Source organism: Cytobacillus gottheilii, assembly GCF_001636345.1.
Classification (GTDB): domain Bacteria; phylum Bacillota; class Bacilli; order Bacillales; family Cytobacillaceae; genus Cytobacillus; species Cytobacillus gottheilii.
The window spans coordinates 798,442-820,441 of the sequence record NZ_KV440945.1; the positions used below are offsets into that span (position 1 = coordinate 798,442).

A 22,000-nucleotide genomic window follows, 5' to 3' on the forward strand; every position below is an offset into this window, starting at 1 on the left:
ATGAAAATTGAAGGCGGTAAATGTGGTTTTTGTTGGAGAGTAGACTTGGTGAGGGAGTGAGAGCTTTCAGGGGATGAGTTGAGTACTCGGAATAGGCGGAGAAATTCCGGTTAAAGTGTAAAAAAGGGCTAAAACAGCCAAAATAAGCGGAAAAATTCCACTAGCATTGCATATGTATCCACAGGCCAAAAATTACCTCCTATTAATTGAAAAAATAGGAGGCTATTTTATGGACGCAAACAAAAAAGTCTCCTAAAGTAGAAGCTGAACCCACGTTATCCGTGACTGCTACTAAAGGAGACTTTCATGGATAACATTATATCAGATCAGAACGTATTTAGTAAATTCCTATCTTTCTTACCGTTTGAAACATTTAAGTGTTCATTTTTAGACAATGGTGTAAAAAAACTGACCACCGCAAATTTAATGAAGATTTGTGTCACCATGCAATTGGGAAATTGGAAATCCTATGAGGAAACAGAAGAACGTATTCGTGCCATGGAAGGGACAGAGGAACTGTTTGGTCTCACTAGTATTAGTGCTTCTCAACTATGTCGACGAGTCAATGCTTTACCTTCCATACTTCCACGGCAGTTATTTCTTGCCGCTGTTAGCCAATTGAGTAAGCTAACAAGTAACGGCAAAGGGATCCCTTCTTTGGGACGTCTTCATCTTGTAGATTCTTCTTCTCTACTTCTTGGACCTACACTCGGAAAATGGACGTATTTTACAAAGCACAGTAATTGTGTGAAGCTCCATACTCGGATTGTCATAACGGATCCTGGTACAGCTTATCCTGACATGGTCATTCCTTCTACAGGTAATGTGGATGATCGTGAAGTTATGCTTGAGCTCGTGACAGATGCTCATGCGACCCATGTGATGGACCGCGGGTATGTGGATTACAAAAAAATGGACTATTGGGTGGAAAACCAGATTCCGTTCGCGATGCGTATCCAAGCTAAGCATAAGGCTAACGTGATAAAATCCTATGAAGCCCCCGATGGGGGCAGGGTTAAGCTAGACGCCTTAGTCGTCATGGGGAGTAACTTCAGATCCATGGAACAACCCCTTCGTCTCGTTGAATTTACGGATGAAGAGGGGAAAGAATACCGTGTTGTAACCAATCGATGGGATTTGACATCAGAAGAAGTAACCGAATTGTACCGGCATCGTTGGATCATTGAACTGTTTTTCAAGTGGATGAAACAGCATTTGCGTCTAGTTAAACTACAAAGTACCCAACCACAAGGAATTTGGAATCAGATTTTCTTTGCGATGACGGCGTACTGTGTCACTTTATATATTCGGTTAGTTGAGAAAACGAAAAAGACTACCTGGAAAGTACTTACCTTACTCCGCATCCATTCCGATAGGACATGGAAAAGTTTTCTCCAAGAGTTACACCGTATACCAAAAAGAACATCGAAAGGAAGACAAAAGAGCCAGCACCCACCAAATGAAATTGAACTTGATGATGCAGGTGTGGCCATTGTAAAACCAGTGGGGGTAAGTACTAGCTCGATGGCAAAATATAAGAAAAAAAGAAAATAATATCCAAATTTTGGGTAACTGGGTTCAATTACAACCCCCCTTGACTTTTTGGCTCAGAACCAAGAAATCAGAATGGGAAAATCATACATAAAAGTAATATAAAACAATCCCGGTGCGCCATTGTGGATATTTTTGCAATGCTAGTGGAAAAATTCCGGTTAAAGGCTATATTTGGATCAAAATTTAATGATTTTGTTCAAATAGTCGGAAATCCTCCCCTTATTTTACACGAAATAAGGCGATTTCTCGGAATAAGCGGAATTTCTCCCTTTATTTTCTGAAGTCGATACGTTCTCCCGGCCAATACCTATCCATAAGCGGAGAAATTCCGGTTAATATGTAAAAAAGGGCTAAAACAGCCAAAATAAGCGGAGAAATTCCGGTTAACAGCTATATTAGTACTGAAATTTAATGATTTTGTTCAAATAGTCGGAAATCCTCCCCTTATTTAACAGGAAATGAGGCGATTTCTCGGAATAAGCGGAATTTCTCCCTTTATTTTTCTCAAAGTCGATACATTCTCCCTGGATTATACCTACTAATCAGCAGAAACCCTCTACTTATAAATCCCCCAAAAAGAATCTTTCAACGCAACCCCCGCTCATATTTTCCCAAAGAAAACAAAAGCTATAAAAAGACACAAGTTCCGATCATACTGAGTTCATTCACCTCTTTACCACAGTAGTCCGCTGGCATTCACAAAGTAGGAAGGTGCATGCTAAAATGAGGCCTGGTGCAGGTTTCCTGTATTGGAAGTCATATCAAAAGGAGCACTTAAAAGAGGTTAGAGGGAGACGAATATGGGAAGAAAAAATAGAGCAGCTTTGAACGGAAAAAAATCACCCTTAGCCTGGGTGATGGAATATGCATTTGTATTATTGGGATCTGCTATTGTGGCGATTTCATTTAATGTTTTTTTACTGCCAAACCGGGTTGCATCTGGCGGAGTTAGCGGGATCAGTACGATTCTCGATACTGTTGTCGGCTGGGAACCTGCTTATGTGCAGTGGGCTTTTAATATTCCGCTGTTTATTGCAGGAGTTATTTTGCTCGGCAGGCAGTTTGGGGCGAAAACACTTGCGGGGACGATCTTCTTGCCGTTTGTTGTTTTTTTAACGAATGATTGGGGTGCTTGGACAAGTGATCCATTGCTCGCTTCTTTATTTGGCGGAATTGGCGTGGGGCTTGGTTTAGGCATTGTTTTTAGAGGAAAAGCATCTACTGGCGGAACGGATCTTGCCGCACAAATTATTAATAAGTATACGGGTCTATCTTTAGGAACCTGTGTTGCCTTAATTGACGGACTGATTGTTTTATCAGCTGCCATTGTCTTTAATATTGAGCAGGGGTTATATGCACTCATCGGTCTGTATGTTACAAGTAAAACGATCGATCTGGTTCAGGTAGGCTTCGGCAGATCGAAAATGGCTCTTATTATTACAGAAAAACAAGACGAAGTTCGTGAAGGGATTCTGAATAAAATAGACCGTGGTGTGACAAAACTATCTGCATACGGTGGTTATACCGATCATGAGCGTCCTGTTCTCTTATGTGTAGTTGATCAGACGGAGTTCACAAAATTGAAACAACTGGTGAAAACGATTGATCCGTCTGCGTTTATCATTGTAACGGATGCTGCAGAGGTACTTGGCGAGGGTTTCAAAAGGGACTAGTATTGGTATAATATAACTGTATTATGGATTCATTTCCTGAGGGGGAGTTTAAGGTGAAAAAGAAGCTATTGGCATTATTATTAGGATCGGCTCTTGTACTTGCTGCATGCGGCGGCGGTGACGACGCTTCTGAGAACACAGGCGGTACCGACACATCTGGTGGAGAAACAACAACAGCAGATGCCGGCAATGCAGAAAAGCTATACAATCAAAAATGTTCTCAATGCCACGCGCAGGATCTTTCAGGCGGAGCTGGACCTGGTTTGCAGACAGTCGGGTCTAAACTATCGCAAGAAGAAATTGAAAACATTATTATTAACGGTCAAGGCGCGATGCCTAAAGGCCAGCTGACTGGTGAAGATGCTACCACAGTTGCAGAATGGCTTGCTGCTAAAAAGTAATAATAGAAGAAAAACGTCCAGCAGGGCGTTTTTTTTATTGGTTTCTTCTTAATTTTATGTAGTAGCAGCTAACTATCAATCATTCCCAAAGATGATCGATAGTACTAATATCGATCATTTTAATGACCTATTCAATCATTTCATCGCGTTTTTCAGGCAATTTTAACAGACAAAATTAAATTTTCCGATGCATTAAATATCAATTTCCCCATAATATGCTTTTCCACTCTACAAAACTCCCATATCTCTATTCCCTTCTCCCTTATAGATATCTCAATTATTTACACCTTTCATCAAAAAATTAAAGAAAAAAGAGGAAGAAAGAAGGAGAATACCGTCGATTTATTGAATCTTTTATTATTAATTTAGGAAAATAGTAGGAATCCAGGATATAAATGAAAAGAAAATGTAATAATTTTTTCCGTTATTTTGACAAAGTATGATGTTATAATGAAGTCTGTGAGAAATAGAACAAGGAATGTGTTCTTTTTTCTCTCATTATGTCGATAGATGTCGTATTTTGGTGAATTATCTGCAAGAATAATAAAACTAAGACATATTTTAGGTGATATAGATGATTGAAATGCAAGACGTATATAAGAGGTATCCTAATGGTGTAACAGCAGCCAATGGAATAGATGTTCATATAAAGCAAGGCGAATTTGTTTATGTAGTTGGACCGAGCGGAGCTGGGAAATCAACTTTTATAAAAATGATGTATAGAGAAGAAAAGCCAACAAGCGGGAAAATTTTTATGAATGGCGTGAACCTTGGTGAGCTGAAAAATAGTAAGGTTCCGAATTTGCGCAGAGATATAGGAGTTGTTTTCCAGGATTTCAAACTGCTTCCTACATTAACCGTTTATGAAAATGTTGCGTTTGCATTGGAAGTAATTGAAGAACAGCCGAAAAACATTAAGAAACGTGTAATGGACACGCTGGATCTTGTGAATTTAAAACATAAAGTTAGAATGCTGCCAACTGAGCTTTCAGGGGGAGAACAGCAGCGTGTGTCAATTGCCCGATCAATTGTGAACGCACCAAAGCTAGTAATCGCAGATGAGCCGACTGGAAACCTTGACCCTGATACATCTTGGGAAATCATGAACATTTTTGAGGAGATCAACACGAGGGGAACGACAGTGGTCATGGCAACTCATAACAAAGATATTGTAAATACGATTAAACATCGTGTCATCGCAATTGAGGGCGGAAAAATTGTCCGCGATGAGCAAAGAGGTGATTACGGCTATGAAGTCTAGAACATTGCGCCGTCACTTCCGTGAAAGTTTTAAAAGTCTTGCCCGCAATGGGTGGATGACCTTTGCTTCAGCTAGTGCGGTAACAGTCACTTTAATTTTAGTAGGCGTATTTTTCGTCATTATGATGAACCTTAATAATGTAGCAACTTCAATTGAAGAAGATGTAGAAATTCGTGTTCATATTGATGTTGCAGCTACAGAAGAAGATCAGCAGATTTTAAGGGAACAAATTGAACAAATATCAGAAGTGGGCTCTATTGCTTTTATTCCAAAAGAAGAAGAGCTAGATAACATGATCAATAGTCTTGGAGAAGACGGGGAAGCTTTTAAACTGTTTGAACAAGACAATCCATTGAATGATATTTTTGTCGTAAAGACGAAAAATCCGACAGATACGATGACAGTTGCTGAAGAACTTCAAGAACTGCCATATGCATCAAAAGTAAAATATGGACAAGGCGAAGTGGAAAAACTATTCTCGTTCATTAATGTGAGCCGAAATGTCGGCTTAGTGCTGATTATTGGGCTCTTATTCACAGCAATGTTTTTAATCTCAAACACAATTAAAATTACGATCGTGTCAAGACGACGGGAAATCGAAATTATGAAGCTTGTCGGTGCAACAAACGCATTTATTCGCTGGCCGTTCTTCCTTGAAGGCTTATGGCTTGGAATACTGGGATCGATCCTTCCGATCGCGTTGATCGCAACATCCTATTCCTATGCGTATGACTATATTGCACCAAGGCTGGACGGTCACTTTATCCAGCTCTTAGAATTTAACCCATTTGTATTCCAAGTTTCAGCCCTTCTAATCTTAATGGGTGCTTTAATTGGTATTTGGGGAAGCTTAATGTCTGTCCGTAAATTCTTAAAAGTTTAATAGTGAAGAAGGGATGCGGTTTGTTTAGAATCGCACTCTTCCGTTTTTTACTTTCTGATAGTAAGTGCAGCTAAGTCACTGACAGGCTGCCTTTACATAGAACACTAAAATTCTATGAACATTTTTCTGGGCTTTTCTAAGAGTATTTGAATCTAGACAAAGACAAATTGTATCTAACTGGCGCGGGACCGATATCATCAGTATTTGTACGAGGGGAGAAAAGAAAAGTGAAGAAAAAACGTCTACTAGTTCTATCAATGGCTGCAATGTTAGGTGCAGGCGGCTTGGCGATAGGCACTCCAGCCAATCAAGCATTTGCAGAAAGCAAAATTAATAATTTGCAAAAAGAGCAGGAAAAGCTACAGCAGGAACGTTCGGGTGTAGAAACTGACATAAATAAAGCAGGCTCTGAAATTGAACAGTTACAAAAGGAACAAAAGGATGTTCAGGCAGAGATTAAACGATTAGATCTTGCCATCAGTGATGCTCAAACAAAAATCACTGAAAAAAATGAACAGATTACGAAGACAAAAGAAGAGATTGTAAAGCTTCAGGAAGAAATTAAAGTTTTGAAAGAACGGATTGAAAAACGAAATGAACTTCTGAAGGATCGTGCTCGTTCATTCCAGGAAACGGGCGGTGCTGTCAGCTATATCGATGTTCTCATGGGGGCGCAAAGCTTTAGTGACTTCATTGATCGTGTTGGTGCAGTAGCAACTATCATGGAAGCTGATCAAAGTATTTTAGAAGAGCATCAGGCAGATAAAGAGCTTTTAGAAGAAAAGCAAAATGCTGTAGAAGAGGAACTTGCTTCACTTGAAAAAATGCTTGCAGATCTTAAGCAGCTCCAAAAGGAATTGAACAGCCAAAAAGGTGAAAAGGACAAGCTAATGGCTTCTTTAGAAAAGAAAGAGGAGCAAAAGCATGCTGAAATCACTGATCTTGAAGAGCAGAAAGAAATTTTAGCTGCTCAAACGGCAGCTGTTCAAAAAGCAATTAAGCTTGAAAAGCAGCGTCAGGCGGAAGCGGCAAGAAAAGCAGCTCAGGCCGCTGCTGCAGCTGCTGCTGCTAAAAAGAATAATAGCGGATCTTCTTCATCATCTTCAGGTGGCGGGCAGCAAGTATCTGCACCACCGGTAGCAGGCGGTGCGTTCACACGTCCATCTGCTGGCCGTTTGTCTTCTGGATTTGGTCCGCGCTGGGGTACATTCCACTACGGAATTGACCTTGCTGCAAAAGGAAGTGTTCCAGTTGTAGCAGCAGCTGATGGTGTGGTTATTCGTTCTTATTATTCTTCCAGCTACGGAAATGCAATTTTCGTTGCCCATTCGATTGATGGTGTTGTTTATACAACAGTTTACGCTCATTTAAGCAGCAGATCAGTTGGCTCAGGTGCTGTTGTTTCCAAAGGACAGCAGCTTGGATATATGGGTAATACAGGCCAATCTTATGGCCAGCATTTGCATTTTGAACTTCACCGCGGTGAGTGGAATGCGTCAAAATCAAACGCTATTAATCCAGTTGGAATTGTTCCATTGTAAAAAATACGTTTTAACGGAAGAGGCGATGCTTCTTCCGTTTTTATTTTTTAGAGAACTGCTAAAGTCTTAAAACCGCTTTGTATTTCTACTATTCATTTACCCCCTCTCATCTTTAATAATCATAACTCGTCCTTCTTGTTCATATATTTGGTTGTAGAAAATGCTGCAGAATTACTACTGGCTGAGTGGCAGCTATTGGACAAGAGAGAGGACGATTACATGAGAAAAAGATGGGTTGCAGCTATTGTAGCCAGTTCTATGCTTGCTGGTGCAGGAGGAACATATATAGGGATTTCTTATTACGCTGGAGAAGAAATCGATACTGAAAAGTCTAAGACTCATTCCGGAGAAAATGAAAATAGTGCGGTAACGTTTGATATTGAAAAAATGGAATCTGCTTATCAGTTAATCTTAAATAGCTATGTAGAAGAGGTTGAAAGTGAAGAGCTCGCAGAGGGAGCGATTCAAGGAATGCTCGCTACCTTAGATGATCCGTATTCTGTCTATATGGACGAGGAAAGTGCACGGCAATTCAATGAAGCCTTAGAATCCTCTTTTGAAGGAATTGGAGCAGAAGTCAGCAAGGTAGACGGAAAGATCGTCATTGTTTCTCCTTTTAAAGACTCGCCTGCAGAAAAAGCAGGGTTAAAGCCAGATGATGAGATTTTAAAAGTAGATGGCGATAGTGTTGAAGGCTTAGATCTGAATGAAGCAACATTAAAAATTCGTGGTGAAAAAGGCACAAAAGTGAAGCTCGAAATTGCCCGAACAGGTTTGAACAAGCCGTTGCAGATTGAAGTGAAAAGAGACGAGATTCCGCAGATCACCGTTTACTCAGAAGTGAAAAAAGAGAATGGAAAAAAGATTGGTTATATGGAGATTACCTCTTTTTCAGAGGATACAGCCAGTGAGTTTTCCGATCAGCTGAAAAAGCTGGAAAAAGAGGGCGTAGAAGGCCTATTAATTGATGTGCGAGGAAATCCAGGTGGCTTTTTAACGTCAGTGGAAGAAATATTGGGTGAGCTTGTTACGAAGGAAAAACCATTCGTTCAAATTGAACAGCGCAATGGTGAGCGCTCCACTTACTTTTCAGAAAGAGAAGAGGAAAAAGATTACCCGATCGCTGTGTTAATTGATAAAGGCAGTGCTTCTGCTTCTGAGATCCTGGCTGGCGCATTAAAGGAAGCAGGAGGATACACGCTCATCGGAGAAAAAACATTTGGAAAGGGAACCGTTCAGCAGCCGATGGCAATGGGTGACGGCAGCAACATTAAGCTTACTCTTTTCAAGTGGCTGACACCAGATGGCAATTGGATTCATAAAAAAGGGATTGAACCAACACTCGAGGTAACTCAGCCTGATTTATACCGGACCCATCCGCTTCAGCTGGAAGAAACCTTAAAAAAGGATATGAATGCCGAAGAGGTTCAGTTCGCTCAGGAAATTTTAACAGCATTAGGGTTCGAACCAGGCAGAGCGGACGGCTATTTCAGCACTGAAACAGAGGTTGCTGTCCGGGCCTTTCAGCGTCTGCATGATCTTGAAACGAGTGGAGAGGTCGATGGAAAAACAGCACAAGCCTTACAGCAGGCTGTTTTAGAAGAGATTAAAAACGAAAATAATGATCTCCAGCTTCAGGCTGGACTGAAATATTTAGCGCAATAACAACGCGACAGGCCTCGCTGCTTTCCGATATGGGAATGGCGAGGCCTGTCGTATTTTATACTATCAACAAGAATAAATGAGCAATGCGGAAGAAAATTCGAAGTAGTGGCTCATTCTAGGAATGTAGTATATGCCTCTTACTGCGTCCTTTCAGGAGCTTGTCAGTCGGGAAGTATTCTTTAATTGCAGATCCATAGAATTATCAATAGGTTTTGTCGCAGCAATTTGGTAGAATATAATACATATAGAAAAAGATGAAACGTTGAAAAATGTAATGAATAAGCAGTTTATTAAGAATATAGAGGTTGGTGGAACAATGGCTGAATTATGGCTGATTGAAATAGCAAAAGGAGCGGCCAAGCTGCTATTGAATCCGGTATTTTATTTGCTCTTCTTTTATGCGGCATGGCTTGGGGTTTCTCGTGTCAAAAAAGAAAGAAGAGATTTTTCAGTCCGTGCCGAAAATGCCTATTTTGAACTGAGGCAGTTATTGCCGCTTGGTTTACTGCTGGGCCTGATCTTTTCGATCGTTATGGTAGGAGCTGGATTGGCTGTACCTTTTGAAACGATTGTGTTCGCAGCTGCTTTAACCGTACTGCTTTCATTAACAGGGAAGGTAAGATGGTTATCGCCGGTTTATACACTGGGCTTTGCGTTCTTTCTGACAACGATTGCCGTCCAGCAGGAATGGCCGCTTCCTTCTTGGCTTCAATCCGTTATTGAAGGAGATGCTATTATTTTTCCAGCGGTGGCTGTTTTGGCTGGTTTGCTGTTGATCGGAGAAGGAATCTTAATTGCGAGAAACGGCAGCAAAGGCACATCACCACGGTTGATGAAGAGTAAGCGCGGTCAGATTGTTGGTGCTCATGAAGTAAAGAGAGTATGGATGGTGCCGTTATTCCTTCTGATTCCAGGAGATGCCCTGCAGACTTCGTTTGAATGGTGGCCAGTCTTTTCAATCGGAGATAATGTCTATTCTCTGATTCTAGTGCCATTTGCCGTTGGTTTTTACCAGCATATCCAAAGCTCACTGCCAAAATTGGCAGTAAAAAATGTTGGCAGAAGAATTACGGTTCTTGGTGCACTTGTGCTGTTAACTTCGATTGCGGCCTATTGGTATCCAATTGTGGCGGTAGCGGCTATTACAGGGGCGATCCTTGGCCGAGAAATCCTGGCGCTCCGCAACCGAGTTCACGAAGACAATGCCACATTCTATTTCTCCAAGCAAAATCATGCGCTCATGATTTTAGGGATCATTCCCAACACTCCAGCAAGCAAAATGGCTCTGCAGGTTGGCGAGATGATCACAAAGGTGAATGGCGTAAAGGTCTCAAATGAAAATGGCTTTTACGAAGCACTGCAAAAAAACCGTGCCCACTGCAAACTCGAAGTTCTAGACGTCAACGGCGAAGTGCGCTTCGTCCAGCGCGCCCTCTATGAAGGTGATCACCATGAACTAGGCATTCTGTTTGTGCAGAATGAGAAGAAGTGGGGAAATGAAGCAGTTTGATGGTGTGATTTTTTAATTAATAATCGGAAAAGTTTTTAACCTCTCGGAATTACAAACATAATAGAAATTTTTGAGCCCCTTCAATTATTGAGGGGGTTCTTTATTTTAGAATATGGGTAGTTGCTGCATCACTTCCAACAAAATAACTACTGAAATAAAGTCAATCTTGGAATATACTATTATTAACGGGTTAATGTTAAAAACATTAATTTATCTTATCATTTCAATATTTTTAGAATGAACAACATGAAACTCATAGGAGAATACTAAAAATGAAAACGAATTATTTTATCTTACTTTTAACGGCCATCATCATGGTTGGCTGTACGAACCATGATCATGCAGCCACCACAGATATAGAAACAGATCCACAAGAAGTAACAACAGTTGAGACAAATAAACATAGTGAAAAAGAAGAAATGGTCACTACGGTTGAGGATAAAACAGCAGCAGAAGAAACAGTAACCCAAGTAAATCATGAACAATTCGCAGGTTACGAACTCATGGAAGTAGATGGGGGGGATTTGTCTGGAAATCGCAAATCGAACGTCGTCGTTGACATTGGTTACGGGGACCGTGAATATTGGGCATTTACGAATGAATATGGACAATTAGTGCGTGTAATTGCTGACGAAATCATTCTACAAGATGACAGTAAGGAGCCTGTATTATCGTCTGGCCGCTACTATTCGGATGAAGCAAAGGTTCCTGGCGTCGAAAGTGACATTTTAGATGAAGGACATGTCATTGCTGATTCTCTCGGAGGGGTATCGAATGCTTATAATATTACACCACAAGACAGTACGCTCAACCGACATGGTGACCAAGCTTATTTAGAAGATACGATCCGCAAGGCAGGCGGTGCCACTGATTTCGAAGCGATTATTACCTACCAGGATACAGAAACACAGATTCCTTCGAGCTATCAGTATACCTATACAATAAACGGAAATGTCATTACGGATTCATTTGACAATGTGAACCCTGATAAAGTAAACGAATCACTTGGACTATCTGGAAATAAAGACACCGAGTCCGACTCAGCAAGTTCTTCCGCAAATGAAGGAGATCTTTCTAAGATTGATACAAACGGGAATGGGCAGGTGACAATCGCAGAAGCAAAAGCAGCAGGTTTCAGCATGCCAATAATGAGTGATCATTGGTTGTACAAATATATGGATGATCGTGATGGTGACGGTATGGTAGGCGAGTAAGCCAATAGAACTTGACATTCTCCTTGATGATCAATTCATAACAATTTACCATTGGCAGTCTGTACAGAAATGACTGCAGTATCAAATCATCTGAATTCGTATGGTGAAAATATAATACTTCTCACGAATAGGGCTTTCCTTAAAAAGGGATGCTCTTTTTTTCATATGTAGAAATAGGGGCAGTGAGTTTAATAAGAAGGGGATATGTAAATACATGACGAATTAAAATTATAACGAGATTTGGAGGTAATCTATGAATCCCATATTAAATCAAGTTGGTACAGTTTTTATTCCTGTAAGTAACATTGAAGAGGCTCGTAATTGGTATTGTGACATATTAGGACTCTCAGCAGATGGAGAAATATTATTCGGCCATTTATATATTGTACCAACGAAAGGAACAGGCATTGTATTAGATAGCAAGATTTTTTCAGAGGATAATATTTTTAATACTCCACCGTTTCATCTAAATACTAATAATATAGAACAAGCATATGAGTTTATGAAAGGTAAGGGTGTCGAATTAACAACAAAAATTGAGAATAATCATTGGTTTAATTTCAAAGATCCTGATGGTAATCATCTAATGGTCTGCATGTGTTAAAGCATTATTAAGCGAAGTTGTAGATTGAAAAAAATCAATTGAATAAAAGGTGACATAATGGATAGAGAACTATTAAAGATTTTTGATGTGACAGGAAAATACATAGGAACATCTACTAGAGAGGAGGTTCATAGTAAAGGCTTGTGGCATGAGACATTCCATTGTTGGTTAGTGAGTAAATTAGATCATAAATATTTTATTCATTTTCAGTTAAGAAGTAATCAAAAGAAAGATTATCCTAATATGTTAGATATATCTACAGCTGGACATTTAAAAGCAGATGAAAGTGTTTCTGATGGTATTAGAGAAGTGCATGAAGAGTTAGGTGTAAATGTAACAATAGAGGATTTAATTTCTATCGGAAACATACCTGGTGAAATCATTCAGGATCATATAATTGATAGGGAATTTGGACATGTGTTCTTATATATAATCCCAGATGAGTCAGAAATTAAGTATAAATTCCAAATGGAAGAAGTATCCGGAATAATGATGATTGAATTAGATTTATTTGAGCAATTATGGTTAGAAAAAATAGATAGTGTTCAAGCTAAAGGTATAGTATTAAATGAAAAAATGGAAAAAGTTGAAGTAGATCGATACGTGAGTAAAGATGATTTCGTACCTCATGATAGTACCTATATTTCCAAGGTTTTAAAGGAACTAAAAATTTTTCTTACATGAAGTCTTATTAATTGATAGTAAAGAGTTGATCTTCGAACGTGTTAAGAATAAATCTAGGATATACAATGAGTCAATTTCTTATAAGCAGCCTATGGGTGAGGCTATTTAGATTTTTCTGAGTTGGTTTAAAAAGAGATTAAATTTATCGAGATTGTATTGGAAATGAAATTGCACACAGTGCTGCCACACTAAAGAAGGAGAAACGAAATATTTGTAAAATATATACAGTGTTAGAAGGGTTAAATATCAATATATAAAATAAGTAGTGTGGTGTGCGTATGACATTAAAGTCTGAACTATCAAATCTAGAAAAAACTTTACAATCCAGCAATATAGATGATCTTATCGAGAGAATGTTGAATAATATAGGTTCAATCGATGGAGAACTTAGAGATAATCTAATTTATACTTCATTTGGAAAACTTATTCTTGAAGACTATTTAACAATAAAACAAATGAATCATATTCTTGAGGTTTGTCTTCACAACCTTTTATTAAATATTGGTCAAAAAGGAAATGACTCAGTATTTACACGCTCCTTCTCCTCTTTAGTAATTGTATTGGTGTTAAAGAAAGATAGGGAAAAACATTTTTTGTCAGATGAGATTTTAAAACAAACTATTGTGGATAGTATTAAATATTTGAAACTTGAAGAGGATATTCGTGGCTATGTGACCGGAAAAGGATGGGCACATAGTATAGCACATGGTGCGGATTTACTAACAGAAGCCATAAGTCACCCTAAATTTAATATTAATCTATCTGACTTGTGCTTGGAAACAGTCAAACTATGTTTGTTTAAAGATTGCACAATAGAATTTCCATTTGTTGATGAGGAAGAGGAAAGGCTCATTTTTGCAGTAGAAGCACTTCAAGAGAAAGGCGTTACTGAGAGTAAAATGGAAACTTGGGTAATGAAAATTTCTGATGAACTAAATAATTTATTTGAAGAAGACGGATATAGTTTAGAGTTTTTTAGAAAAAAATCCAATGTAATAAATTTTTTGCGAGGGTATTATTTCAGATTATTGTACAAAAATAATTGTTTAAAATTACGGGGGAAAATAACATGTATTCTAGAACAGTGGCATAAGAAAATATACAACTAACTGATGAGAGTTAAAAGATAGATTCTTAAGCTATAGGTGCATATATTTAAGACCAGCTGCCCATTCAGGCAGCTTTTGTTATGTAACAAAAGGGGCAACCTTGTTGAAAAAGGAATTCTTACAATGAAACAGAATATTTATAATAAATAAAAGGCTAGCACATTAGGGAGGTTTCTCATTGAATAAGGAAAATAAGAATGATGAAAAAAGCAAAATAGAGACAAATGACGGTTGGAATAGGACTGTTTATGGCAGCCCTACAATAGGTGGTCTCATTGTAATTGGTTCAATTATTGCATTTATACTTTATAACATTTTCTCCAATTAACTTGTGTGATTTTGCAATGTGAATGCCCTTTACAAAGCTAATAACAGGGGATTTTTATTGAATAAAACTCTACTATCACATTAATTATTGTACAGGAACTTGTCCTAACAAGCCCCTTTTATTATATCTTTTAATAAGTTGGTCCATATTAAGGATTTGTGTATACGGCAATGATGAAAACTGTAGAGTTTTTACATCTCAGGCCTTAGCTTAAAATGTACCTCAAGTCTAATAACAAAAATTCAAGGGAACTGTATGATGGAAATATTAGGAATGAACAAAACTTAAAAAGGAAGAAATGAGGTGATTTTATTTTAGAAAAACTCAGGAAGATGAATATGAAAAATGCTGTAATTATGGGGATTATTTTTTACTTTTTGACGATCTTAATCCATTTTCTTATTATTAGCAAAAGCATACCCTTCACATGGGTTAATGGTGGAAGGTCTGAATCATTTGCTGAACAGCTTCCTATATCTGTTATAAATACCGTTGTTTCGATTATTGGAATGGTTTTTACGTTGTCTGTTGGTGAATTTAAACAATATAAATATAAAAGAGGAATAACCATTATATGTTGGTTTTTTGTTGCACTTTGGTCTTTTGGATTTATACAGCAATTGTTTGGAACACCTTTTGAAAGAATGGTTATTTCGTTAGTATTGCTTCTTGGAGTTATCTCACACTTGCGAATGGCGATTGAAAAAAAGTAGTTATAACTATTTAATTTACAAGTTTGCGAATAATACACTTAAACTATAGAGTGCTAGTATTTTATCAAAAAAATTAGTCATCTGTACAACAACATTAGATGGAAGCCTGCTAATACTTCAAATTTACTAAAATAGTATCCAAGTCCCCTCAAATGATAAGCTTAAAGGGCTTTTTTTATGGATCTTTTTGGGCTTGTTCTTGTTATTTGATACAATATAGGCATCAATACAGCTGCTATTTTTGTAAATAGAAGGAGGAGTCAATATGAGTGAAAATGGAACATTTCATGAGTCAAACGGACGTTATTCTTTAAGGTTTGAACGTTCTTTTTCTCAAAAAGCAGAAGAGGTTTTTGCCGTTCTAACTGATCCTGATTCATTCACACAGTGGTACCCTTTTGCAACTGGTGAGATGGATGTTAGGCTTGGCGGTGAAATAGCTTTTGATGATGGAGAAGGAACAGCATATAAGGGAAGTATTACCGAGTTTGAAGAGCCCTTCCTTTTTGCTTTTCATGAGGGCGGTGCTGATTTAATACGAATCTCATTGCAGGAAGAAAATAACGGATGCCGAATGACTTTTGTTCATACATTTGAGGATCCTTCATGGGCGGTTCCGACCGCAGCAGGATGGCATCGCTGTCTTGATGCTTTTGGGCAGATCGTTAACGGAGAGCAGATTAAATGGGAAGAGAATGCAGCTGAGCTCCGTGAAATGTATAGTGAAGCGTTTAAAATGGAGCGATAAAGGAGAACGGGATTATCCTTAAGGCGCTTTCAGAACAACCATTATCAAAAAAGCACAACATCCTAAAGCAGCTAATACTTTAGAATGTTGTGCTTCTTGTATTTTAAGCTGCCATATTACGGCAGACTTCCGCACACTTAAAGCATGCCTCCGCACATTTTTGGCAGTGGTCATGATCATGTTTTTTACATTCGTTTCCGCATCTCTCGCAGATTTCTGCGCAAAGAGCAAGAATCTGTTTTGCGGCTGGGCTGTTGGTTTGCATTGCTTTCACAGCTAAACCGCATAGATCTGCACAATCACGGTCTAACCGGATGCAATCGGCCATCATTTTAACGTTATCTTCCTCTAAACAAGCGTCAAAGCACACATTACATGCTTCCATACATTCTAAACAGGCTTTGATGCATTCCTCATATTGCTGCTGGGTCATAGCGAATACTCCTAACTTTACGTTTTAGTAGTATTGATACCCTGTCTTCTTTGGACAAAACACAATCTTTCTAAAAGCAGCAAAAAGACCCGAACAATTAGACAGATCATCTACATATCTGCTAATTGTTCGGGTTTATTTCCCCAGCCTATAAATATTAAAATGTATATGCCTCACCGTCATTAGGAACAAATACTCGATCAGAGAAACCTTTCTCTTTTACAAAGCTTTTTAACTCTTCTCTTGATAGTGTCCAGTGGTTAACGGCTTCCATATGGCTTGCAATAATTTTTGCAGTTGGTGCTGCCTTTTGCACTTCATACACGTCTTCTTTACTCATGACGAGTGATCCGCCCTGAAGGAATTGATTGTCCCCAGCGTTTACTACAATAATTTCAGGTTTGTGTGTATCAATGGTCTCCTGGACTCCTTCATACCAAACAGTGTCTCCAGCTACATATAATGTTTTTTCACTTTCGTGGCTAAATACAACTCCGCATACAAGGCCGGCCATTTTTAAAATCTCGTCTCGGCCATGTTCCCCTTTTGTTTTAATTAATGAAATGCCTTCAAATGTTGTGCTTTCTGTTAATACTTCTACATTTTGAAAGCCGTCACTTTTCATTACTTCTGCATCTTCTTCATTTTGTACAAACATTTTAATGTCCTTTGGCAAAGCTTCTTTTGCAGCAGGGTCATAGTGATCCAGGTGTAAATGAGTTACAATAACAGCATCTGTCTGATCCAGCAATTCTTCAATAGAAACAGGTAAGTCCACTAACGGATTATTCTGATCCTGTCTCGCCGAATTTGGGAACGGCGGGTATGCCCCTTTTTCGCCTAAAAATGGATCGATTAAAAATTTCTTGCCAGCATATTCAACAACAATGGTTGCATTTCGAATTTGTTTTATATTCATGATCATGCTCCTTTTTATATAATGTACTTATAGTTTATAATGTGGACACTTCTGACATACAGAGATAAAATCAAGTCTTTTTGCCATTTCACTTGATTATTGAAAGGATTTGAATAGATGTTAGATCACACGGATTTTAAAATCATTGAGGAACTAGCTAAGAATAGCCGAATTAAAATGAAAGAGTTAGGGGAGAAAGTCCACTTAACGGGTCAGGCTGCCTCTGCCAGGGTTGCAAAGCTGGAGGATCTTGGCGTGATTGAAGGTTATACGATTAAAATAAATGAAGAGAAGCTGGGAAATTCAGTACATGCAATGATAAATATTTTTATGAGCAGTCCTCACCATCAGGCATATCTTGACTTCTTGAAAGAACAGAAACGCTCGGTCATAAACAACTACAAAACAAGTGGAGAAAGCTGCTATATTCTAGAATGCAAATTTTCATCTAACACTGCTCTTGATGCGTTTTTAGTAACCTTGAGCAAATATGCGGGATATAAAGTATCGATTGTTATTAATAAATAGGAAGTCAAATATTTTGGAGGAGATAAGGATGGAAACGAAAATGATCACGTACCAATCACCACTTGGATTGATTGAAATTACTGGAACAGAGCAGGGGATTGTCTCCATTTTATTCTCTGAAGAGCAAGCAGGAGATCGTGTCCCTTTGGATTCAGACATTGTTCCAGCAGCAATGAAACAATGTCTGCAGCAGCTGGATGAATATTTTAAAGGAGAAAGAATGGAATTCTCATTTCCATTTGATTTTGCCGGTACTGAATTTCAAAAGAAGGTGTGGCATGCACTGACAACAATACCTTATGGTAAGACAGGTTCCTATAAACAAATTGCGGTTGCAATCGGCAACGAAAAAGCTGTGCGAGCGGTAGGGATGGCTAACAGCAAAAACCCAATCAGCATCGCAGTTCCTTGCCATCGAATCATCGGCAGCAGCGGAAAACTCACAGGCTATGCAGGCGGCTTGTGGAGAAAAGAATGGCTATTGAAACATGAACAGACGATGGCTGAAAAACGGAAAGAGAAAGCTGGTATTCTTGAGTAGAGTACTAGCTTTTTTCTTTTTATTCCTTGTCCTAAAAGATTGATTAAAAAGTGGACATTTAAGCACTATGCCTGCTGATTGAAACGGAAGGGTGGTGCGAGACTCCCGCCCTGCCGGAAAGCGAGTACCCTGGAGTGGAAATCTAACATATCTCCTCATCTTTTTAAAAGTCTTCAAGATAACTTCATTATTTCTTCACTTTTCCAGATTATAATGGGAAAAAATCATGTTTTGATAAGGATTCTCTTGTCAATAATGCAATAGAATTGAAAAGGGGGTTATGAATGAAGATCACCTACATACTTTTCTTATCACTATGTTTATTACTTTTCCCAAATTCAATCTCAGCAGAAAGGCCCTCTTTACAAGCAATGATTAATGAAGCGGAAGCTGGCGGCACAGTGATGATTCCACCAGGGTATTATGAAGAAAACATTACCATTGATAAACCTTTGAGTTTAATCGGTGAGCGGGATGTCACGATTAACTCGTGCGAAAATGCTCCGGTTGTAAAAATAAAAAGTGAGGGAGTCCAATTAAGCAACGTCTTGGTTGAACAATGCAATGAAGATAATGGAGATCTGGCTGCTGTATATGTAACGGGAGATCAGCATCATTTGAGCAATTTGGAGATTCAGTCATCCCAAATGGGCTTGCAGCTGTTTGAAGCAAATCAGATTGTTGTTGAAGAAAGTACAATCATGGGCACCAGAAAGGAAAACGGCGTTGACCTTTGGAAAACGAATGATACTACCATCAAAGAAGTGAAAATCGATACTATTTTAGATGGTATTTATATGGAGCAAAGTCATCGAAATACCATTGTACAAAATGTCATTGAGAATGCGCGTTACGGCATTCATTTAATGTTCACGAATGATACAGTCATTGAACAGAATCAATCGCAGCATAACTTTACAGGTGCCATGGTGATGGAGGCTCAGAATGTGCTGATCAAGAACAATGATTTCTCCTTTAATAACCAAAATGTCAATTCGCAGGGATTATTGCTGTACTTAACTTCGGATGTAGTGGCAGAGAATAACCTATTTGCTTCGAATCGGGTAGGAGTTTTCATAGAGGATTCCTCAGATGCAGCTATAGCGAATAACATCTTTCAATCTAATACGATAGGCGCGCAATGGAAGAATTCCAGCGACAATTCATTAGTGGGTAATACTTTTAATGGAAATGTGAATGATACCCAAGCGAATGAAAGCGCTAATAATATCATCAAAAATAATTACTGGGATGCTGCCCTCAAACTCGATATAGACGGAGATGGGGTGAGTGAACTTCCCCATGCGGCAGACCCATACTTCATGGCGCTTGTTCAAAGAATTCCTGAGTACCAATTGTTTTTCCAGCATCCAGGCATTACTTTGTTAAAACAAGTTTTCAATGGACCAGAAGATGAATTATTAAGAGATTTAGAGCCTTCTATGGTTTATGCAAGCTCTGAAAATGGTCAAAAAAATGATAAACAAATCATTTTGTGGTTTGTCGATGTTGTCTTTATCCTAGTTAGTTTCATATTCATTCAAAAATGGAGGAGAAGTTTATGAAGAAAGTAATCTATTTTTCACTGTTAAGTGTTGTTATTGGCGTGCTGCTGATGGGCTGCGGCAGTGATGAGGTTCAGCCTAGAGCCATTAATGAGGAAACAGATAAATGTCCAGTCTGCAATATGTCAGTCATGGATAACCAATTTGCGACACAAGTTGTTTTGGAAGATGGTTTATCCCATGTATTTGATGACTTAGGCTGTATGTATGTGTGGCTGGATGAAAACCCAGATGAAGAAATTGCAGCAACATTTGTAAGAGATTATAACAATGAGGAATGGATTCGCTCTGAAGATGCTTTCTATGTGTACAACATGGATGTGAAGACGCCAATGGCTTATAATATGATCTCCTTTGAAGATCAAGCTTCTGCAGATGAATTTATCGCTGAAAATGAAGGAGAATTAATTGCAGCAGATGCACTTGCTGATCATGATTGGGAGATGAATCATGAAATGATGGAAGGCCATGGTCACGAAGGTGATCACGGACATGGTGAAATGGATTCAGAAAGCCATACGGAAGAGGGAGAATCCACTCATTAATCTTTCCCGGTTACCCTAAACAAAGGATGGTCTTGATGCAGAATTTCTGTTTATCCGAAATCTATACGACAATCAGGCAGCGTTCCTATTATTCTTTTAGTATCTTGTGGATTGCTGTTTTGACGTTATTATTTATGCTGCAGAAAAGTGTGCCTGCCCTCACGTTATATACGAATATGACGGGCACGGTCATGAATATAGCACTATATATTATTCCGCTGTTTATGCTATTAGCCGGCTCATTTTCCATTTCAGCTGAGATGGAAAACGGGCAGTGGCGCTTGCTTAGCACCTATCCTATTAATACGCTGGAATATGTACTCGGGAAAATTGCCGGACAGTTTATCTCTCAGATCACTGTTTTTACGTTCAGTTTTGGCGTCAGTATTGTCATCTCGCTGCTGACGGGCGGGGGAATTACGCTAAAGTGGGTTATGCTGCTCTATGTATTTTCCGCTCTATTAATGTATATCTTTCTAGTCATTGGATTTACGGTCGGTTCCTTTGTTTCAACAAGGTGGCAATCATTATCGATATCTGTTGGGATTTGGTTTTTCCTGATCATGGTGTGGCCCATCGCTTGGATCAACGTATTAAGCTTATTTCCCTATCCATGGATTTCGCCGCTGATGAAGATTTCACTGTTTCTTAATCCGGCCGAATTGCTCCGCGTCATCTATGTGATTACTTTAGATGGCGGCGCTGTATTTGGGCAGCCATATGACGGTCTCGTGAAATTTTGGGAATCTCCGTTTTCGCTTTTTATGTTATTCAACTACTTAATTGTTTTATCTGCAGCGTGTATTTTTACATCTGCATTTGTTTTGAAGCGGAGGAGACAGGTATGAGTCAGTTCATTGTGGATGGCATCAGCAAAGTGTATAAAGAAAAAGTGGCACTTCATACAACCTCTTTCAAGGCTGAACCAGGAAGCTGTATCGTCTTATGCGGAGGCAATGGGGCTGGAAAAAGCACGATGATTAATGTCCTGGCAGGGATTTCAGTCCCTGACGAAGGAAATGTGTATCTGGGGGATGTGAATCCCAATTCGAAGAGAAAAGAATATTTACAGCAAATCGGTTTTATGCCGGATGATTATCGGGCACAAGATACACTTTCTGTAAAAGAATTTCTCCTGTTTTATGCCTCCATCCGGCGCATTCATAAGGATCGGGTTGGTGAGGTGCTTGATCAGATTGGATTATCCGATAAAAGTTCCATGCTTGTTAAGAGCCTCTCAAAAGGAATGAAGCAAAGACTTCTATTTGGCCAGTCATTGCTTTCCAATCCTAAATTACTCATCATGGATGAACCAACAAATGGGCTTGACCCATATTGGGTTGATCAATTTTTAGCTGTCCTCACTGAGCTTAAAAGTAACGGTACGATTATTATCTTTTCGACACATATGATGGATGTAGCTGCAGAGATCGGCAGTGAAATTCATTTTATGAAAGAAGGAAAAGTTATTGAAGTTTTGAACTCAGAGCAGCCGGTGAAGGATAATATTAGTCGTCTGATGCAGCTGCATAGATCATAGATTGCCGTTTGCTTGCCGGGCTAGTATTCATTCAAGAATAC

At 38.9% G+C, this 22,000-nt stretch carries 23 protein-coding genes; 21 read left to right on the plus strand and 2 right to left on the minus strand.

The window, feature by feature from the left end; all coding sequences use genetic code 11:
* Positions 1 to 306 precede the first annotated feature (306 nt).
* The 15 genes from A6754_RS03730 to A6754_RS03795 all read left to right on the plus strand — a co-directional run bounded on the left by A6754_RS03730 (position 307) and on the right by A6754_RS03795 (position 15,888).
* Positions 307 to 1,554 carry an IS4 family transposase gene (locus tag A6754_RS03730; RefSeq protein WP_066442575.1) on the plus strand — a complete coding sequence of 416 codons (1,248 nt, stop codon included), beginning with the start codon at positions 307 to 309 and terminating at the stop codon, positions 1,552 to 1,554.
* Between the two features lie 800 nt (positions 1,555 to 2,354).
* Positions 2,355 to 3,227, plus strand: a complete 873-nt coding sequence (locus A6754_RS03735; protein ID WP_066442576.1) for a YitT family protein — start codon at positions 2,355 to 2,357, stop codon at positions 3,225 to 3,227.
* Positions 3,228 to 3,280: 53 nt separating this feature from the next.
* Positions 3,281 to 3,628, plus strand: coding sequence for a cytochrome c551 (gene cccB / locus A6754_RS03740; protein ID WP_066442577.1), 348 nt, complete (start codon positions 3,281 to 3,283; stop codon positions 3,626 to 3,628).
* A gap of 574 nt (positions 3,629 to 4,202) precedes the next feature.
* Positions 4,203 to 4,889, plus strand: coding sequence for a cell division ATP-binding protein FtsE (gene ftsE / locus A6754_RS03745; RefSeq protein ID WP_066442578.1), 687 nt, complete (start codon positions 4,203 to 4,205; stop codon positions 4,887 to 4,889).
* Positions 4,879 to 5,772, plus strand: coding sequence for a permease-like cell division protein FtsX (ftsX, locus tag A6754_RS03750; RefSeq protein WP_066442579.1), 894 nt, complete (start codon positions 4,879 to 4,881; stop codon positions 5,770 to 5,772). The genes ftsE and ftsX overlap by 11 nt, the downstream gene beginning before the upstream one ends.
* 257 nt (positions 5,773 to 6,029) lie before the next feature.
* Entirely contained in the window at positions 6,030 to 7,313 is a 1,284-nt protein-coding gene (locus tag A6754_RS03755; RefSeq protein ID WP_066451338.1) for a murein hydrolase activator EnvC family protein, read from the plus strand.
* A gap of 219 nt (positions 7,314 to 7,532) precedes the next feature.
* Complete coding sequence (locus A6754_RS03760; RefSeq protein ID WP_066442580.1) at positions 7,533 to 8,978, plus strand: S41 family peptidase; 1,446 nt, start codon at positions 7,533 to 7,535, stop codon at positions 8,976 to 8,978.
* Positions 8,979 to 9,294: 316 nt separating this feature from the next.
* Positions 9,295 to 10,488: a PDZ domain-containing protein gene (locus A6754_RS03765; RefSeq protein WP_066451339.1), complete on the plus strand. Its 1,194-nt coding sequence runs from the start codon at positions 9,295 to 9,297 to the stop codon at positions 10,486 to 10,488.
* Positions 10,489 to 10,760: 272 nt separating this feature from the next.
* Positions 10,761 to 11,702, plus strand: a complete 942-nt coding sequence (locus tag A6754_RS03770) for a DNA/RNA non-specific endonuclease (protein WP_066442581.1) — start codon at positions 10,761 to 10,763, stop codon at positions 11,700 to 11,702.
* Between the two features lie 253 nt (positions 11,703 to 11,955).
* Positions 11,956 to 12,306, plus strand: coding sequence for a VOC family protein (locus A6754_RS03775; RefSeq protein WP_066442582.1), 351 nt, complete (start codon positions 11,956 to 11,958; stop codon positions 12,304 to 12,306).
* 57 nt (positions 12,307 to 12,363) lie between these two features.
* Positions 12,364 to 12,990 carry an NUDIX hydrolase gene (locus tag A6754_RS03780; protein WP_066442583.1) on the plus strand — a complete coding sequence of 209 codons (627 nt, stop codon included), beginning with the start codon at positions 12,364 to 12,366 and terminating at the stop codon, positions 12,988 to 12,990.
* 278 nt (positions 12,991 to 13,268) lie between these two features.
* Positions 13,269 to 14,099 (plus strand): DUF2785 domain-containing protein, encoded by an 831-nt coding sequence (locus tag A6754_RS03785; RefSeq protein ID WP_066442584.1) that lies wholly within the window; start codon positions 13,269 to 13,271, stop codon positions 14,097 to 14,099.
* Between the two features lie 178 nt (positions 14,100 to 14,277).
* Positions 14,278 to 14,427, plus strand: a complete 150-nt coding sequence (locus A6754_RS22665) for a hypothetical protein (RefSeq protein WP_156495688.1) — start codon at positions 14,278 to 14,280, stop codon at positions 14,425 to 14,427.
* A 338-nt stretch (positions 14,428 to 14,765) separates the two neighbouring features.
* A complete protein-coding gene (locus tag A6754_RS03790) occupies positions 14,766 to 15,140 on the plus strand; it encodes a hypothetical protein (protein ID WP_066442585.1) in 375 nt (124 codons plus the stop codon).
* 265 nt (positions 15,141 to 15,405) lie between these two features.
* A complete protein-coding gene (locus tag A6754_RS03795; RefSeq protein WP_066442586.1) occupies positions 15,406 to 15,888 on the plus strand; it encodes an SRPBCC family protein in 483 nt (160 codons plus the stop codon).
* A 103-nt stretch (positions 15,889 to 15,991) separates the two neighbouring features.
* Here the strand turns inward: A6754_RS03795 and A6754_RS03800 are convergent, their stop codons facing one another.
* Both A6754_RS03800 and A6754_RS03805 read right to left on the minus strand, forming a co-directional pair.
* Positions 15,992 to 16,321 carry a four-helix bundle copper-binding protein gene (locus tag A6754_RS03800; protein ID WP_066442587.1) on the minus strand — a complete coding sequence of 110 codons (330 nt, stop codon included), beginning with the start codon at positions 16,319 to 16,321 and terminating at the stop codon, positions 15,992 to 15,994.
* 157 nt (positions 16,322 to 16,478) lie between these two features.
* The gene (locus tag A6754_RS03805; RefSeq protein WP_066442588.1) at positions 16,479 to 17,240 is read right to left on the minus strand and encodes an MBL fold metallo-hydrolase; all 762 of its coding nucleotides are present in this window, start codon (positions 17,238 to 17,240) and stop codon (positions 16,479 to 16,481) included.
* Between the two features lie 117 nt (positions 17,241 to 17,357).
* Here A6754_RS03805 and A6754_RS03810 point away from each other — a divergent pair, with 117 nt between their 5' ends.
* From A6754_RS03810 to A6754_RS03835, 6 genes are all read left to right on the plus strand, one after another.
* Complete coding sequence (locus A6754_RS03810) at positions 17,358 to 17,768, plus strand: Lrp/AsnC family transcriptional regulator (RefSeq protein WP_066442589.1); 411 nt, start codon at positions 17,358 to 17,360, stop codon at positions 17,766 to 17,768.
* A 28-nt stretch (positions 17,769 to 17,796) separates the two neighbouring features.
* A complete protein-coding gene (locus A6754_RS03815) occupies positions 17,797 to 18,309 on the plus strand; it encodes a methylated-DNA--[protein]-cysteine S-methyltransferase (protein ID WP_066442590.1) in 513 nt (170 codons plus the stop codon).
* A 284-nt stretch (positions 18,310 to 18,593) separates the two neighbouring features.
* A complete protein-coding gene (locus A6754_RS03820) occupies positions 18,594 to 19,874 on the plus strand; it encodes a right-handed parallel beta-helix repeat-containing protein (RefSeq protein ID WP_066442591.1) in 1,281 nt (426 codons plus the stop codon).
* Positions 19,871 to 20,419 carry a nitrous oxide reductase accessory protein NosL gene (locus A6754_RS03825; protein WP_066442592.1) on the plus strand — a complete coding sequence of 183 codons (549 nt, stop codon included), beginning with the start codon at positions 19,871 to 19,873 and terminating at the stop codon, positions 20,417 to 20,419. The genes A6754_RS03820 and A6754_RS03825 overlap by 4 nt, the downstream gene beginning before the upstream one ends.
* A 35-nt stretch (positions 20,420 to 20,454) precedes the next feature.
* Positions 20,455 to 21,267, plus strand: a complete 813-nt coding sequence (locus tag A6754_RS03830; RefSeq protein ID WP_066442593.1) for an ABC transporter permease — start codon at positions 20,455 to 20,457, stop codon at positions 21,265 to 21,267.
* Positions 21,264 to 21,959 carry an ABC transporter ATP-binding protein gene (locus tag A6754_RS03835; protein ID WP_066442594.1) on the plus strand — a complete coding sequence of 232 codons (696 nt, stop codon included), beginning with the start codon at positions 21,264 to 21,266 and terminating at the stop codon, positions 21,957 to 21,959. The genes A6754_RS03830 and A6754_RS03835 overlap by 4 nt, the downstream gene beginning before the upstream one ends.
* The last annotated feature ends 41 nt before the right edge of the window (positions 21,960 to 22,000 follow it).

Coding starts and splice junctions, on each gene's coding strand:
- A6754_RS03760 (WP_066442580.1), top strand. CDS start 7,533: ATGAGAAAAAGATGGGTTGCAGCTATTGTAGCCAGTTCTATGCTTGCT.
- A6754_RS03735 (WP_066442576.1), top strand. CDS start 2,355: ATGGGAAGAAAAAATAGAGCAGCTTTGAACGGAAAAAAATCACCCTTA.
- A6754_RS03825 (WP_066442592.1), top strand. CDS start 19,871: ATGAAGAAAGTAATCTATTTTTCACTGTTAAGTGTTGTTATTGGCGTG.
- A6754_RS03765 (WP_066451339.1), top strand. CDS start 9,295: ATGGCTGAATTATGGCTGATTGAAATAGCAAAAGGAGCGGCCAAGCTG.
- A6754_RS03800 (WP_066442587.1), bottom strand. CDS start 16,321: ATGACCCAGCAGCAATATGAGGAATGCATCAAAGCCTGTTTAGAATGT.
- A6754_RS03785 (WP_066442584.1), top strand. CDS start 13,269: ATGACATTAAAGTCTGAACTATCAAATCTAGAAAAAACTTTACAATCC.
- A6754_RS03805 (WP_066442588.1), bottom strand. CDS start 17,240: ATGAATATAAAACAAATTCGAAATGCAACCATTGTTGTTGAATATGCT.
- ftsE (WP_066442578.1), top strand. CDS start 4,203: ATGATTGAAATGCAAGACGTATATAAGAGGTATCCTAATGGTGTAACA.
- A6754_RS03730 (WP_066442575.1), top strand. CDS start 307: ATGGATAACATTATATCAGATCAGAACGTATTTAGTAAATTCCTATCT.
- A6754_RS03795 (WP_066442586.1), top strand. CDS start 15,406: ATGAGTGAAAATGGAACATTTCATGAGTCAAACGGACGTTATTCTTTA.
- A6754_RS03755 (WP_066451338.1), top strand. CDS start 6,030: ATGGCTGCAATGTTAGGTGCAGGCGGCTTGGCGATAGGCACTCCAGCC.
- A6754_RS03810 (WP_066442589.1), top strand. CDS start 17,358: ATGTTAGATCACACGGATTTTAAAATCATTGAGGAACTAGCTAAGAAT.
- A6754_RS03815 (WP_066442590.1), top strand. CDS start 17,797: ATGGAAACGAAAATGATCACGTACCAATCACCACTTGGATTGATTGAA.
- A6754_RS03770 (WP_066442581.1), top strand. CDS start 10,761: ATGAAAACGAATTATTTTATCTTACTTTTAACGGCCATCATCATGGTT.
- A6754_RS03780 (WP_066442583.1), top strand. CDS start 12,364: ATGGATAGAGAACTATTAAAGATTTTTGATGTGACAGGAAAATACATA.
- A6754_RS03775 (WP_066442582.1), top strand. CDS start 11,956: ATGAATCCCATATTAAATCAAGTTGGTACAGTTTTTATTCCTGTAAGT.
- A6754_RS03790 (WP_066442585.1), top strand. CDS start 14,766: ATGAAAAATGCTGTAATTATGGGGATTATTTTTTACTTTTTGACGATC.
- A6754_RS03820 (WP_066442591.1), top strand. CDS start 18,594: ATGAAGATCACCTACATACTTTTCTTATCACTATGTTTATTACTTTTC.
- A6754_RS03835 (WP_066442594.1), top strand. CDS start 21,264: ATGAGTCAGTTCATTGTGGATGGCATCAGCAAAGTGTATAAAGAAAAA.
- ftsX (WP_066442579.1), top strand. CDS start 4,879: ATGAAGTCTAGAACATTGCGCCGTCACTTCCGTGAAAGTTTTAAAAGT.
- A6754_RS03830 (WP_066442593.1), top strand. CDS start 20,455: ATGCAGAATTTCTGTTTATCCGAAATCTATACGACAATCAGGCAGCGT.